Raw genomic sequence first — 15,519 nt, 5'->3', positions numbered from 1 at the left:
TTCGCCAGTATACCTGCGGTATAGAGGTGTTGAAGCAGTACATGCACTGTCATCCCTTTAAAAAACATCATCTTATAAAAATACATACGATGTTTATTTGTAAGACTGGGGGCGATTACAGTCTGATAGTTTTATCGGAATTTCAGTGCGAAGGAGGGAGATGGGGCGGCCTTGGCCGCCCAACAGCAAAGAATTTAGTTAAATTCTTCTAATAATAGTGGCCACTGGACATAGCTCTGCCAGTGACTTTCTTGCTCTAGCGCTTCAGCACGGTATGGATGCTGTTGCAACCAGCCTGGCGGCAGCAAAACAGTCAGTGTTTCACCCTTGGCCCGCAGCCTGATCGCTGGCAGAGTGTCATCGCGGCGGCGGCTGGAGAAAATAATCGCCAGACGCAGTAAACGACACAAGTGTTGTGCCATTGCCATTGGCAAGGCATTTTGTTGGTTTAATAGTGATAAATCGAGCGTATCGCTTTGATTTTGCAGCAGAGCAGAGAGCAGTAGTTTTTGAGCGGGAGTGAAACCGGGTAAATCCAGATTGCGGATCAGATAGGCCGCATGTTGCGGAGCACGCTTAAAATCGACGCTTAAACCAATTTCATGGATTAAGCAGGCATTTCGCAGTAACTCACGACATCGGTTATCGAGATGCCACTCTTTCTCCACTTGCAGTAAAAAGTTATCAGCCAGTTGACTGACACGCTTGGCTTGCTCAGTATCCAGCAAATAACGGCGCTGCAAATTACGTACTGTTCGGCTGCGAATATCCAACTCAACCGGCAGATGTAACATGCCATACACCAGCCCTTCGCGCAGTGCGCCGCCAGCTAACGTCATGCTTTCAATTGCCAGTTCCTGGAATATGGCGATCAAAATAGATAGGCCGCTGGGGAAAACCAGTGCTCGCTCCAGTGTTAAACCGGGGATTTCCAGCTCTTCCAGCTTGCCGCACTGAATTGCTCGTTGTTTGAGCTGCTGCAACTTGGCCAGCGTGATCAGTTCATCCATACCCTGAGCGACCATGATCTCTTGCAGAGCTTGCACAGTGCCAGATGCTCCGACACAAATTTGCCACCCGTGATCACGAAAACGCTTCGCGACCGGTTTGATCATCTCGCGGGCGGCGTGTTCAGCGCGTTCAAAATTGTCTTTTGCCAGATTGCGGTCACTGAAATAACGCTCCAGCCAGGTAACGCAACCCATTGATAAACTGACAAGTATATTGGCTTGAGCGCCGTTGCCCGTCACCAGTTCTGTACTGCCGCCACCAATATCGACCACCAGACGTTGCTCTGGCCCGCCAGTGGTATGCGCCACGCCATGATAAATTAGTCGTGCTTCTTCTTCACCACTGATCACCTGGATGGGGCAACCGAGGATCTCTGTTGCTGTGCGCAGGAACTCGTCAGCATTGGAAGCTAGACGCAGGGTTGCTGTTGCCACCACGCGGATCTGATCCAAAGGAATATCCTGCAAACGTTCTGAAAAAAGTTTCAGGCATTGCCAGCCACGCTCCATCGCTTCTTGCGATAAGTGGTTCTGCCTATCCAAACCGGCAGCCAAACGAACTTTTCGTTTAATGCGAGCCAACGTTTGGATACTGCCTGCCACCTCACGTACCACCAACATGTGGAAACTGTTGGAGCCAAGATCGATGGCAGCATAAAGTGAGGTGGAACTTAGCATTGTTTTATCAGCTCGGTCGCTTACGGTTATTCCGTGGTGCGCCACTACGACGTGGGGCAGAGTTACGTCGTGGACCATTCCCGGTGCGGGTGCGGGCCAAACGTTTTGGTGCCGGCAAGTCTGTTAATAGCGCATCGCTATTATATTTGCTTACTGGAATGCTATGACCAGTATAGGTTTCAATCGCCGGTAAGTTTAACGCATATTCTTCACAAGCCAGGCTGATGGAGTGACCACTTTCGCCAGCACGACCAGTACGGCCAATGCGGTGAACATAATCTTCGCAGTCATCTGGCAGGTCATAGTTGAAGACATGGGTGACCAGCGGAATATGCAGGCCGCGTGCAGCCACATCGGTGGCAACCAGAATATCCAAATCGCCTTTGGTGAAATCTTCCAGAATGCGCAGACGTTTTTTCTGTGCAACGTCGCCGGTAAGCAGGCCAACACGATGACCATCGGCAGCCAGATGGCCCCAGATTTCTTCACAACGATGCTTGGTATTAGCAAAAATAATGCAGCGGTCTGGCCACTCTTCTTCAATCAACGTCTGCAGCAGACGCATTTTTTCTTCATTTGAAGGATAGAACAGCTCTTCCTGAATGCGGTGGCCAGTTTTTTGTAACGGTTCCACTTCAACATATTCGGCGTTGTTCATTTGTTCGAATGCTAATTCACGTACCCGATACGAGAGAGTGGCAGAGAACAGCATATTCAAACGTTTATCAACGGAAGGCATCCGGCGGAACAGCCAGCGGATATCTTTGATAAAGCCTAAATCGTACATCCGATCCGCTTCATCCAATACCACGACCTGAATCGCACCAAGGTTGATGTAATTTTGTTTTGCGTAGTCGATTAAACGGCCTGTTGTGCCGATCAGAATGTCGACGCCACTTTCCAGCACTTTAAGCTGTTTGTCGTAGCCGTCGCCGCCATAAGCCAAGCCTAATTTCAGGCCAGTCATCTGAGAAAGTGATTCAGCATCGGAGTGAATTTGCACTGCTAATTCACGTGTCGGTGCCATAATCAACGCGCGCGGTTGATTGGTCTGACGACCCTCTTCAGCCGGGTGAGAAAGCAAATAATGGAATGTAGACGCTAAGAATGCCAGCGTCTTGCCGGTTCCTGTTTGCGCCTGACCCGCTACATCACGCCCCGAGAGGGTGAGTGGCAATGCTAACGCCTGAATCGGCGTACAATACTGAAATCCTTTGTTTTCAAGGGCTTCAATAACTTGCGGGTGCAGGGCGAAGTCGGAAAACTTCTGTTCGGTCAAGTGTGTTTTGCTCATAGTGTGGTAGAATATCAGCTAACTATTGCTTTACGAAAGCGTATCCGGTGAAATAAAGTCATCCTATTGTTGGTTAATGCTACACCAACGAGGTAGACACAATCCTTTGGAGTAGAACATGAGCGATAAAATTATTCACCTGAGTGACGACAGCTTCGACACTGACGTGCTAAAAGCCAGCGGCCTGGTTCTGGTCGATTTCTGGGCTGAATGGTGTGGTCCGTGCAAGATGATTGCTCCGATTTTGGATGAAATTGCTGACGAGTATGAAGGCAGACTGACTATCACTAAACTGAATATCGATGACAATCAGGGCACGGCACCAAAATACGGTATCCGTGGTATCCCTACACTGTTGTTATTCCGTGACGGTGAAGTTGTCGCCACCAAGGTAGGTGCCTTATCTAAAGGTCAGCTCAAAGCATTCTTGGATGCAAATCTGTAAGCGGCGTTAGCCGTCACAATACCCAAAGTCATTGAAGCTGCAGCAAGGCAGCAAACGAGCGAATCCCGATGAGCTGACTCAGGTCAGTGATTCGGGTGAGTAAGAGTCGCTAACACAGCTGTGGCTTCAAGGCCGTAGGGTATGTTTAGCGGCAGTTGTGATTTCTCACACTGACCGCTAGACGCCTGCAAAGAAGCGTGTTAAGTTTACTTCACTGCGTATAGAACATTCCTGTGTATTGAGTCCGGGTTTGTAGCATCTAGCTTATTCTTTAGTACCTAAGAAATAGTCTGTAGCATCTTAATAGTTTGAATCTAACGTTTTACTCTATGTCGAAATAATGTGTGTTGAGAATGATTATGAACTCAATCGGTTTTTTGACAGTCTGACGGCTTTACAAAATCAGTCTAAGGCACCTTCAATCTTTTTACCGTTGTGTCGCGCAATCTGGCGTAAGTCATTACTTACGTAGCTTGTCTAAGGCCGGTGATTGAATGTCCCATTAAACAGGCACGTATGACGCTGCCATACCATTCACGACCATAGTTCGAGACATACCCCGAGTTTAAGAACCCACCATTATGAATCTTACCGAATTAAAGAACACGCCGGTTTCTGATCTGATAACACTTGGCGAAAATATGGGGCTGGAAAACCTGGCCCGGATGCGTAAACAAGACATTATTTTCTCTATTTTGAAGCAACATGCCAAAAGTGGAGAAGATATCTTCGGTGACGGTGTATTGGAGATATTGCAGGACGGATTTGGTTTCCTCCGTTCAGCAGACAGCTCCTACCTCGCCGGTCCCGACGACATCTATGTATCCCCAAGCCAAATTCGCCGTTTCAACCTCCGTACTGGTGATACCGTTGCCGGTAAGATTCGTCCGCCTAAAGAGGGTGAGCGTTATTTTGCACTGTTGAAAGTTAACGAAGTTAACTACGACAAGCCGGAAAACGCCCGTAACAAAATCCTGTTCGAAAACTTAACCCCATTACATGCCAACTCTCGTCTGCGCATGGAACGAGGTAATGGTTCGACAGAAGACTTAACGGCCCGTGTGCTGGATTTGGCCTCGCCAATCGGTCGTGGCCAGCGCGGTTTGATTGTGGCACCGCCAAAAGCGGGTAAAACCATGCTGTTGCAGAACATTGCAACCAGCATCGCATATAACCACCCTGATTGCGTATTAATGGTATTGCTGATTGACGAGCGTCCGGAAGAAGTGACTGAGATGCAGCGTCTGGTTAAAGGCGAAGTTATCGCTTCTACCTTTGATGAGCCGGCATCGCGTCACGTTCAGGTCGCTGAAATGGTTATTGAGAAAGCAAAACGTCTGGTTGAGCATAAAAAAGACGTTATTATTTTGCTGGACTCTATTACCCGTTTAGCGCGTGCGTACAACACCGTGGTACCGGCTTCAGGCAAGGTATTGACCGGTGGTGTTGATGCTAACGCCTTACATCGTCCAAAACGCTTCTTTGGTGCTGCACGTAATGTTGAAGAGGGCGGCAGTCTGACCATCATTGCCACCGCGTTGGTTGATACCGGTTCTAAAATGGATGAAGTTATCTATGAAGAATTTAAAGGTACCGGTAACATGGAACTGCATTTATCGCGCAAAATTGCCGAAAAACGTGTGTTCCCAGCCATCGATTTCAACCGCTCTGGTACGCGTAAAGAAGAGCTGTTGACCACCACTGAAGAATTGCAAAAAATGTGGATTCTGCGTCGAATTCTTCACCCAATGGGTGAAATTGATGCGATGGAGTTCCTTATCAGCAAGCTGGCGACAGCAAAAACTAACGATCAGTTCTTTGATAACATGAGACGTTCGTAAGTTTAGAAAATCAGAAAAAAACGCCACGCTTAGCCGTGGCGTTTTTTGTTTTTGGGCTATACGATAGCGGAGTTTGTTATCCATTAAGTGGGCAACAGCACCAACCGATGCTTATTTTGGTATCCATTCTCAACACCGGAGAGAAAATATCAAAATAGAGTTGGGAATAACAAATAAGGCTGTCATCATATTCAGAAATAACTGAAAGCGTGTGGCGGGCATGGTAAGTGCCAAACCACATGTTAAGCTGTCATATCTTTTTGCAGAGAGCGGTTAAACGTGAACTTACTCACTATGAGTACTGAAATATTTATTATTTTCCTGTTTTCTCTGGCATTTTTATTTATTGCTCGCAAGGTTGCCAAGAAAATTGGATTAGTTGATAAACCTAATTATCGCAAACGTCACCAAGGTTTGATCCCATTAGTGGGTGGAATATCTGTGTTTGCAGGTATCTGTTTTACTTTTCTGATTACTAATCAACAAATTCCTCATTTCCGCCTCTATCTCGGTTGCGCGGGTCTATTAGTGTTTGTGGGTGCGTTAGATGACCGCTTCGATATCAGCGTAAAAATTCGTGCTTTTGTTCAGGCGCTAGTTGGTATTGCCATGATGGTAATCGGAGGGCTTTACCTACACAGTTTGGGGCACGCCTTCGGTCCGTGGGAGATGGTGTTGGGGCCATTTGGCTATGTTGTCACACTGTTTGCAGTCTGGGCGGCGATAAATGCTTTCAACATGGTTGATGGTATTGATGGCTTACTGGGCGGTTTATCTTGCGTCTCTTTCGGCGCAATGGGGATTTTACTGTATCAGGGCGGGCAGATGGCTCTGGCGTTATGGTGTTTTGCCATGATTGCCGCCATCCTGCCTTATATCTTGTTGAATCTCGGGTTGTTAGGGCGCAGATATAAAGTCTTTATGGGTGATGCCGGCAGTACTTTGATTGGTTTTACGGCAATCTGGATGCTGTTGCAAACGACGCAGGGGAATTCACGCCCTATTAATCCGGTTACCGCTTTATGGATTATTGCCATTCCTTTGATGGATATGATTGCCATCATGTATCGGCGTCTGCGCAAAGGGATGAGCCCTTTCTCTCCTGACCGCCAGCACATTCATCACCTTATCATGCGTGCCGGTTTTACCTCACGGCAGGCTTTTGTCTTGATTACGCTGGCCGCCGCCCTATTGGCCGCTGTTGGTGTTATCGGTGAACGACTAACATTTATCCCTGAATGGGTCATGTTGGCATTATTCTTGCTTGCATTTCTGTTGTATGGCTACTGCATAAAACGGGCATGGCGAGTCGCACGTTTTATCAAGCGTATCAAACGTCGGATGCGCCGGGCATCGCAAAATAAGCATGAATCTTAACCTGAGGCTTTTAGGCAGTGATGAAACCAGAATCTATGTCGACTGATAAAACAGGATCTACCCATAATGAGCCTGCTGTGGATAACGAGTTAGATATCCGTAGCCTGTTTCGCACCCTCTGGCGTGGCAAGGTGTGGATTATCGGGATGGCAATTCTTTTTGCTGCAATAGCGCTGGGTGTTTCCTACCTGGTGAAACAGCAGTGGAGCGCGGCGGCTATTACTGACAGGCCAACCGTCAATAATTTGGGCGGCTATTATTCCCAGCAGCAATTCTTGCGTAACTTGGACACCCGCATTAATAGCGGCGTTGCCAGCGAGCAGCCAGGTATTGCTGATGAAGCCTATGGTGAGTTTATTATCCAACTTGCGGCTTACGATACCCGTCGTGATTTTTGGCTACAAACTGATTACTACAAGCAACGTCTGGAAGGTGATGCTAAAGCCGATGCGGCATTACTGGATGAGTTGGTGAACAATATTGTTTTCACGCCGCGCGATGATAAAAAAGTTTTGAACGACAGCATTAAGTTGACGGCGGAAACCGCCTCTGATTCAAATAAACTACTGCGTAGTTACATCGATTTTGCCAGTCAACGTGCGGCCAGCCATTTGAATGATGAAATTCAAGGCGCATGGGCTGCTCGTACTCAGTCAATGAAAGCCCAAGTCAAGCGGCAGGAAGCGGTGGCCCAAGCGGTATTCAACCGTGAAGTCGCTGCGGTGACGCAGGCATTGAAAGTGGCAGGGCAGCAAGGGATTAACCGCAATCAAACGGATACCCCTGCGGAGCAGTTGCCTGATTCTAAAATGTTTATGTTGGGTAAACCGATGCTTGAAGCCCGCCTGGAAACATTACAGGCGACTGGCCCGAGTTTTGATATTGATTACGATCAGAATCGCGCCATGCTGGCAACTTTGAACGTCGGCCCGACACTGGATAAAACATTCCAGGCTTATCGCTATTTACGTACCCCGGAAGACCCGGTAACGCGTGATAGCCCACGTCGTGTTTTCCTGCTGATTATGTGGGGCGCGATTGGAGCCTTGGTCGGTGCTGGTGTAGTGTTGGCACGTCGCACTGCGATACAATCGTAATCGGGCGCATTCTATAAATTACAGTATGGGTACATCGTGTACCCACTTGCAGGCGTTGTCTGCGGCTAACTGACCTAAAGAGATTCACTGTGAAAGTGTTGACTGTTTTTGGCACCCGGCCTGAAGCCATTAAAATGGCTCCTCTGGTGCATGCTTTGGCTCAGGATGAAGCCATTGAATCAAGAGTTTGCGTAACCGCTCAACATCGTGAGATGTTGGATCAGGTATTACGTTTATTTGAGATTCAACCGGACTATGACCTGAATATCATGAGGCCGGGACAAGATTTGACGGAAATAACCTGCCGTATTCTGGAAGGGTTAAAGCCTGTTTTGGCGGAGTTTAAGCCGGATGTCATCTTGGTACATGGCGATACCACGACCACGTTGTCGACCAGTCTGGCCGCATTCTATCACCGCATTCCTGTTGGTCATGTTGAAGCGGGTTTACGTACCGGGAACCTCTATTCTCCGTGGCCAGAAGAAGCCAACCGCCAGTTGACCGGTCACCTGGCAACGTACCACTTTGCTCCGACCGAGAATTCGCGCCAAAATCTATTGCGTGAGATGGTGCCGGATAACCACATCTTCGTTACCGGCAATACGGTGATTGATGCGCTGTTCTGGGTACGTGATCGGGTGATGAATAACCCAGATCTAAAAGCGAGCCTGGCACAGAATTATCCGTTCCTCGACACCAATAAGAAAATGATTCTGGTTACCGGCCACCGTCGTGAGAGCTTTGGCGGTGGTTTTGAGCGAATTTGCAGTGCGTTAGCTGAAATTGCCCTTAAACACCCTGATGTGCAGGTGGTTTATCCGGTGCATCTCAATCCGAATGTCAGTGAGCCGGTCAATCGTATTCTGAAGGGTATCGATAATATTATTCTGATCGACCCGCAAGATTACCTGCCGTTTGTTTATCTGATGAACCACGCTTACCTGATCCTGACGGATTCCGGTGGTATTCAGGAAGAGGCCCCTTCGTTAGGTAAGCCGGTACTGGTGATGCGTGATACCACTGAACGCCCGGAAGCAGTCGATTCCGGTACGGTTTTGTTGGTTGGCACTAATATTAATAAAATTGTCGATGCAGTGACCCGTTTGCTGACTGATGAAACTGCCTATCATCAGATGACACGGGCACATAATCCTTACGGTGACGGCCAGGCCTGTCAACGCATCCTTGAAGCTTTAAAGAATCATCAGGTGACGCTATGAGTTTTGAAACTATTTCTGTTATCGGTCTTGGGTATATTGGCCTGCCAACGGCTGCTGCTTTCGCCTCGCGTAAGAAGAAAGTCGTTGGTGTGGACGTCAACGCCCATGCAGTTGAAACCATTAATCGCGGTGCCATCCATATTGTGGAACCGGATTTAGATAAAGTGGTGAAGCTTGCTGTCGAAGGCGGCTACCTACAAGCCGTAACCAAACCACTGGCAGCAGATGCGTTTCTTATTGCCGTACCGACACCGTTTAAAGGCGATCACGAACCGGATATGGTTTATGTCGAATCAGCCGCTAAATCTATCGCTCCGGTGTTGAAAAAAGGTGACCTGGTCATTCTGGAATCCACCTCTCCTGTGGGTGCCACTGAACAAATGGCGCAATGGCTGGCTGAAGCTCGCCCTGATTTGAGTTTCCCGCAGAACGCCGGTGAAGAGGCCGATATCAACATCGCCTATTGCCCTGAGCGCGTATTGCCAGGCCAGGTGATGGTTGAACTGATTCAAAACGACCGTGTTATCGGTGGGATGACGCCGAAGTGCTCTGCCCGCGCCAGTGAGTTGTACAAAATCTTCCTCGAAGGCGAATGTGTGGTGACTAACTCCCGCACCGCTGAGATGTGCAAGCTGACTGAAAATAGCTTCCGCGACGTTAACATTGCTTTTGCCAACGAACTGTCGCTGATTTGTGATGAGCAAGGAATCAATGTATGGGAGCTGATTCGCCTGGCGAATCGTCATCCACGCGTCAATATCTTGCAGCCAGGCCCGGGTGTTGGCGGCCACTGTATCGCGGTTGATCCGTGGTTTATCGTTTCGCAAAACCCACAACTGGCTCGCCTGATTCACACCGCTCGTTTGGTGAATGATGGCAAACCGCTGTGGGTAGTAGATCGTGTTAAAGCGGCCGTTGCTGATTGTTTGGCAGCCACTGATAAACGTGCGTCTGAAGTAAAAATTGCCTGTTTCGGCCTGGCATTCAAACCTAATATTGATGATTTGCGTGAAAGCCCAGCGGTTGAAATCGCCCATCTGATTGCAGAATGGCACACCGGTGAAACATTGGTGGTTGAGCCTAATGTGGAACAACTGCCGAAGTCGCTGGCAGGCCATGTCACCCTAAAAGATACCGCCACTGCCTTGCAGCAAGCGGATGTGCTGGTGATGCTGGTGGATCATAGCCAATTTAAAGCAATCAAACCTGAAGATGTGAAGCAATCCTGGATTGTTGACACCAAAGGAGTATGGCGTTGAGACGTATTCTGGTCACCGGCGGAGCCGGTTTTATCGGCTCCGCCGTGGTAAGACATATTATTGATGGCACCTCAGATAGCGTGTTGGTGGTGGATAAGCTCACCTACGCTGGCAATCTGGAGTCACTGGCGGTTGTCGCTCACAGTGAGCGCTACGCTTTTGAACAGGTTGATATTTGCGATCGTGCTGAACTGGATCGTGTTTTTGCGCAATATCAGCCAGATGTGGTAATGCATCTGGCCGCAGAAAGTCATGTTGACCGCTCTATAGATGGCCCGGCTGCTTTTATCGAAACCAACGTGGTCGGTACTTACCAGATGTTGGAGGCCGCGCGCCATTATTGGCAACCGCTGGATGCTGAGAAAAAATTGGCGTTTCGCTTCCATCATATCTCAACGGATGAAGTGTATGGCGATCTGCATGGTACGGATGACCTGTTTACTGAAACAACCCCTTATGCACCAAGTAGCCCCTATTCAGCCTCTAAGGCATCCAGTGACCATCTGGTGCGCGCCTGGCAGCGAACTTACGGTTTACCGACTTTGGTGACCAATTGTTCCAATAACTACGGCCCATATCATTTCCCTGAGAAATTGATCCCACTGGTGATTTTGAATGCGCTGGCGGGCAAACCGCTGCCAGTCTATGGCAATGGCGCGCAGGTTCGTGATTGGCTGTTTGTTGAAGATCACGCCCGCGCCTTGTACCAAGTGGTGACCGAAGGTGTGGTGGGGGAAACCTACAATATTGGCGGCCATAACGAGCGCAAGAATATTGAAGTGGTGGAAACCATCTGCGCGTTATTGGATGAATTGGTTGCGGAAAAACCGGCAGGCATTGCTCACTATCGCAACTTGATTACCTTTGTCAAAGACCGCCCAGGCCACGATATGCGTTATGCCATCGATGCCAGCAAAATTGAGCGGGAGCTGGGCTGGCGGCCACAGGAAACCTTCGAAAGTGGCATCCGCAAGACCGTATTATGGTATTTGAATAATAAATCTTGGTGGCAGCGTGTTCAGGATGGTTCTTACGCCGGTGAGCGTCTGGGCTTGAGTGACTGATACTCTTCATCTTTCAAGTTGCAGATGTGTTGGCTGCGCTCGGTCACTCGAATCACTGACTTATGTCAGCTCATCGGGATTTCCTTGCTTGCCGCTTTCCTGCACCTTGAAATCTATAGCGTATTTCGTTGGGTGATTGACGATAGGTTCGAAGTTTATTAATCATTGGGATGGCATCATTCAATATTTTGCATGATGTTTTCAAGACATTGTATGTCTCAGGAGATCGAATGAAAGGCATAATTCTGGCAGGTGGCTCCGGTACGAGGCTGCACCCCATCACCCGTGGCGTCTCTAAGCAACTGCTTCCGGTGTATGATAAACCGATGATTTACTATCCGCTGTCAGTTTTGATGCTGGCCGGAATTCGTGACATCCTGATTATCTCTACTCCTGAGGATTTGCCGTCCTTCCAGCGCTTGCTGGGTAATGGTGATGAGTTTGGTATCAATCTGAGTTATGCCGCGCAACCGAGTCCAGATGGGCTAGCGCAGGCTTTTATCATCGGTGAAGAGTTTATCGGTAATGAACCTTGCTGCTTGGTGCTTGGTGATAATATCTACTTCGGTCAGGGCTTTAGCCCGAAACTGAAAACTGTTGTGGAACGTAAGCAAGGTGCGACTGTTTTCGGCTATCAGGTTATGGATCCAGAGCGTTTTGGCGTAGTGGAGTTTGATGACAACTTCCGCGCGCTATCTATCGAAGAAAAACCGAGTCAGCCAAAATCTAATTGGGCAGTTACCGGGCTTTATTTTTACGATAACCAAGTGGTTGACTTTGCAAAACAAGTTAAACCATCTTCCCGTGGTGAGTTGGAAATAACCAGCATCAATCAGATGTATTTAGAGCGTGGTGAACTGACGGTGGAATTATTAGGCCGTGGCTTTGCCTGGCTGGATACCGGCACTCATGACAGCTTGATTGAAGCCAGTACCTTTGTGCAAACCGTTGAAAAACGTCAAGGTTTCAAGATAGCCTGTCTGGAAGAGATCTCCTGGCGCAATGGCTGGTTAGACGACGACGGTGTAAGACGTGCTGCCACGGCGTTAGCGAAAACCGGTTACGGCAAATATCTGTTGGACTTGCTCCATGCCCGTCCACGCCAGTATTGAGCCGCTGGCCTGGGAAAGTGAATTTTTCCAGCGCCACAGTGCAAAACTTCATTTCTCCGACTCAGCCCCGCAACTTAACCCGGCTGAGTTGGATACTTTTACCCTTACCCAAGCCAAAGTCCCGACCCATCGCCTTGACCTCATTGACTCCCTCGGCCAGCTTGGTTTCAAGTTAGTTGAAGGTGAGGTTGATCTGGCGCTACCAGTTGAGGGCAAGACTGTAGTTGGCACGAAAAATGCTACATCTGAGACAGATAGTGGAACCTATCAACAGCGGCTGGCAACAACCGCCGATATCCCGCTTCTGCGCAGCGTGGCTGCTCGCACCTTTGCATTAAGCCGTTTTCGTGCGCCGTGGTATGACCCACAGGACAGCGGACGATTTTATGCCTTATGGGCTGAAAAGGCTGTGCTGGGTACTTTTGACCATCAATGCTTGTTGGTGATGGATGTATGTGGTCAGCCTGCGGGGTTTGTGACATTACGCGACTTGCAAGATGGCAGCGCGCGTATTGGCCTATTAGCGGTATTTCCTGACGCACAGGGTAAAGGCATAGGTTCATTATTAATGTCGGCGGCAAAGCAGTGGTGCCAGCATCATGGGTTACAGCGGTTACGGGTAGCCACACAGATGAGCAATATTGCTGCTTTGCGCCTCTATATTCGCAGTGGTGCTTCGATTGAGAGCACCGCGTATTGGTTATGCAGGGGATGAGATGATTCCATTTAACGCTCCACCGGTAGTAGGCACAGAACTGGGTTATATGCAGGCGGCTATGACCAGCGGTAAATTATGTGGCGATGGTGGCTTTACCCATCGCTGCCAGCAGTGGATGGAGCAGCGCTTCAACTGTCCAAAAGCATTATTGACGCCATCTTGCACTGCCTCACTGGAAATGGCCGCGTTGCTGCTGGATATCCAGCCTGGCGATGAAGTTATCATGCCAAGTTTCACTTTTGTGTCGACCGCCAATGCCTTTGTGCTACGTGGTGCCAAGATGGTGTTCGTTGATATTCACCCGGACACCATGAATATTGATGAAACCAAGATTGAAGCCGCCATCACCGATAAAACCAAGGTTATTGTACCGGTTCATTATGCAGGCGTAGCTTGTGAGATGGACACCATCATGGCGCTGGCGAAAAAGCATGATTTATTTGTGGTGGAAGATGCCGCGCAGGGCGTGATGTCGACTTACAAAGGTAAAGCGCTGGGCACGATTGGTCATATTGGCTGCTTTAGCTTCCACGAAACCAAAAACTACACCGCGGGCGGTGAAGGCGGGGCGACACTTATCAATGACCCGTCACTGATTGATCGGGCAGAAATTATTCGCGAGAAAGGCACTAACCGCAGCCAGTTCTTCCGTGGTCAGGTTGATAAATATACCTGGCGTGATATTGGCTCCAGTTATTTGATGTCCGATTTACAAGCCGCATATCTATGGGGGCAGTTGGAAGCAGCACAACAAATTAATGAACGTCGTTTGGCGCTGTGGCACACCTACTACAATGCGTTCAAGCCACTGGCAGATGCCGGGCGCATCGATTTGCCAGTGATCCCCGGTGATGTGGTGCAAAATGCGCATATGTTTTATATCAAACTGCGCGATATTGACGATCGTTCTAATTTTATCAGCTACTTAAAAGAAGCTGAGATTATGGCGGTATTCCATTATATTCCGTTGCATGGTTGCCCGGCAGGTGAGGCATTTGGCCGTATGGCGGGTGAAGACCGCTTTACCACCAAGGAAAGTGAGCGTCTGGTGCGTTTGCCTATCTTCTATAACCTGACTGATGTGAATCAGAGAACGGTGATTAACACTGTTCTGAGTTTCTTCGCCTGATATGTCTCTGGCAAAAGCATCGATTTGGACTGCTGGCTCTACGCTGATTAAGATCGGCGTAGGGCTGTTAGTGGTTAAACTGCTGGCGGTGACCTTTGGCCCTAGCGGTGTTGGGCAGGCGGGTAATTTCCGCCAGCTAATTACGGTATTAGGCGTGCTCTCTGGCGCGGGTATCTTTAACGGCATTACTAAATATGTTGCTGAATACCATCAGCAACCTGAACGTTTGCGAGCCGTGCTGGGAACTTCATCGGCGATTGTGCTGGGTTTCTCAACCCTGTTGGCACTGATCTTCCTGCTGGCGGCCAGGCCGGTCAGCATCGCATTATTTGGCCATGCTGATTACCAGAATGTGGTGCGGGCAGTGGCGCTTATCCAGATGGGAATTGCCTACGCCAATCTATTCCTGGCTATTCTCAAAGGTTATCGCGATGCGATGGGGAATGCGCTGGCGGTGATTGGCGGCAGCCTGATTGGTGTGGTGGCGTACTATATTTGTTTCCGCTTCGGCGGTTATCCCGGCGCGCTGGTGGGCCTGGCATTAGTTCCTGCGCTGGTGGTTATTCCTGCGGCAGTGATGCTAATTTGGCGCAAAACCATTCCGTTAAGCTATCTTAAACTTAGCTGGGATAAAGCGCTGGCCAGTCATTTAGGCAAGTTTACCATCATGGCGCTGATTACTTCGGTGACCTTACCAGTGGCTTATGTGATGATGCGTAACCTGCTGGCTGATCGTTATGGTTGGGATGCTGTCGGGATTTGGCAAGGGGTAAGCAGCATTTCAGATGCTTATCTACAATTTATTACAGCGTCATTTACGGTTTATCTACTGCCGACACTTTCAAGGCTCAAAGCCAAAGCAGACATTTCCCGTGAAATTCTGCGCTCACTGAAATTTGTGTTGCCAGCGGTTGCCACCGCAAGCTTGGTCGTGTGGTTATTACGTGATTTCGCCATCTGGCTGCTATTCTCGCACCAATTTATCGCGATGCGTGATCTTTTCGCCTGGCAACTGGTCGGTGACGTACTGAAAGTTGGGTCGTATGTCTTTGGTTATCTGGTGATTGCCAAAGCCTCTTTACGTTTTTACATTTTGACGGAAGTGAGTCAGTTCTTACTGTTGACCGGATTTGCACATTGGCTGATCCCTTTAAATGGCTCACTGGGCGCGGCACAGGCTTATATGGCCACTTATATCGTCTATTTTGCGCTCTGTAGCTGCGTATTCATTATGTATCGTAGACATTCATCACCGTAGACACTCTTTACAGTAGA

The 15,519-nt window shown here is 48.9% G+C and carries 13 protein-coding genes; 11 read left to right on the top strand and 2 right to left on the bottom strand.

Translation table 11 applies throughout. The annotated features are described in order from the left end of the window. Nucleotides 1–194: 194 nt before the first annotated feature. Together ppx and rhlB are read right to left on the bottom strand one after the other, a co-directional pair. Complete coding sequence (gene ppx / locus AT01_RS11360) at nt 195–1,688, bottom strand: exopolyphosphatase (protein ID WP_004704162.1); 1,494 nt, start codon at nt 1,686–1,688, stop codon at nt 195–197. Nucleotides 1,689–1,695: 7 nt separating this feature from the next. After that, nucleotides 1,696–2,982, bottom strand: a complete 1,287-nt coding sequence (gene rhlB, locus AT01_RS11355; RefSeq protein ID WP_004704161.1) for an ATP-dependent RNA helicase RhlB — start codon at nt 2,980–2,982, stop codon at nt 1,696–1,698. 118 nt (nt 2,983–3,100) lie between these two features. On the opposite strand from rhlB, the gene trxA reads away from it, so the two are divergent. From trxA to wzxE, 11 genes are all read left to right on the top strand, one after another. Continuing rightward, on the top strand, nt 3,101–3,427 hold the full coding sequence (gene trxA / locus AT01_RS11350; protein WP_004704160.1) for a thioredoxin TrxA: 327 nt from the start codon (nt 3,101–3,103) through the stop codon (nt 3,425–3,427). 581 nt (nt 3,428–4,008) lie between these two features. Next, on the top strand, nt 4,009–5,268 hold the full coding sequence (rho, locus tag AT01_RS11345) for a transcription termination factor Rho (RefSeq protein WP_004704159.1): 1,260 nt from the start codon (nt 4,009–4,011) through the stop codon (nt 5,266–5,268). Between the two features lie 279 nt (nt 5,269–5,547). Further along, nucleotides 5,548–6,645: a UDP-N-acetylglucosamine--undecaprenyl-phosphate N-acetylglucosaminephosphotransferase gene (gene wecA / locus AT01_RS11340; protein WP_082039593.1), complete on the top strand. Its 1,098-nt coding sequence runs from the start codon at nt 5,548–5,550 to the stop codon at nt 6,643–6,645. A 20-nt stretch (nt 6,646–6,665) separates the two neighbouring features. Further along, nucleotides 6,666–7,742, top strand: coding sequence for an ECA polysaccharide chain length modulation protein (wzzE, locus tag AT01_RS11335; RefSeq protein WP_042547226.1), 1,077 nt, complete (start codon nt 6,666–6,668; stop codon nt 7,740–7,742). A gap of 89 nt (nt 7,743–7,831) precedes the next feature. Then, a complete protein-coding gene (gene wecB / locus AT01_RS11330; RefSeq protein ID WP_042547225.1) occupies nt 7,832–8,962 on the top strand; it encodes a non-hydrolyzing UDP-N-acetylglucosamine 2-epimerase in 1,131 nt (376 codons plus the stop codon). Then, nucleotides 8,959–10,221, top strand: coding sequence for a UDP-N-acetyl-D-mannosamine dehydrogenase (gene wecC / locus AT01_RS11325; RefSeq protein WP_042547224.1), 1,263 nt, complete (start codon nt 8,959–8,961; stop codon nt 10,219–10,221). Before wecB ends, wecC begins: the two co-directional genes overlap by 4 nt. After that, on the top strand, nt 10,212–11,285 hold the full coding sequence (gene rffG, locus AT01_RS11320; protein WP_200889090.1) for a dTDP-glucose 4,6-dehydratase: 1,074 nt from the start codon (nt 10,212–10,214) through the stop codon (nt 11,283–11,285). Before wecC ends, rffG begins: the two co-directional genes overlap by 10 nt. Nucleotides 11,286–11,515: 230 nt before the next feature. After that, nucleotides 11,516–12,397: a glucose-1-phosphate thymidylyltransferase RfbA gene (gene rfbA, locus AT01_RS11315; protein ID WP_042547223.1), complete on the top strand. Its 882-nt coding sequence runs from the start codon at nt 11,516–11,518 to the stop codon at nt 12,395–12,397. Further along, nucleotides 12,375–13,112, top strand: coding sequence for a dTDP-4-amino-4,6-dideoxy-D-galactose acyltransferase (rffC, locus tag AT01_RS11310; RefSeq protein WP_042547222.1), 738 nt, complete (start codon nt 12,375–12,377; stop codon nt 13,110–13,112). Before rfbA ends, rffC begins: the two co-directional genes overlap by 23 nt. A 1-nt stretch (nt 13,113) precedes the next feature. Then, nucleotides 13,114–14,244 carry a dTDP-4-amino-4,6-dideoxygalactose transaminase gene (rffA, locus tag AT01_RS11305; RefSeq protein WP_042547221.1) on the top strand — a complete coding sequence of 377 codons (1,131 nt, stop codon included), beginning with the start codon at nt 13,114–13,116 and terminating at the stop codon, nt 14,242–14,244. A gap of 1 nt (nt 14,245) precedes the next feature. Further along, complete coding sequence (wzxE, locus tag AT01_RS11300) at nt 14,246–15,502, top strand: lipid III flippase WzxE (RefSeq protein ID WP_042547220.1); 1,257 nt, start codon at nt 14,246–14,248, stop codon at nt 15,500–15,502. Nucleotides 15,503–15,519 lie beyond the last annotated feature (17 nt).

This window comes from Yersinia aldovae 670-83, from assembly GCF_000834395.1.
Lineage (GTDB): Bacteria > Pseudomonadota > Gammaproteobacteria > Enterobacterales > Enterobacteriaceae > Yersinia > Yersinia aldovae.
The sequence above is the reverse complement of the archived record's forward strand: the minus strand, read 5'-3'. Positions and strand labels throughout refer to the sequence as shown.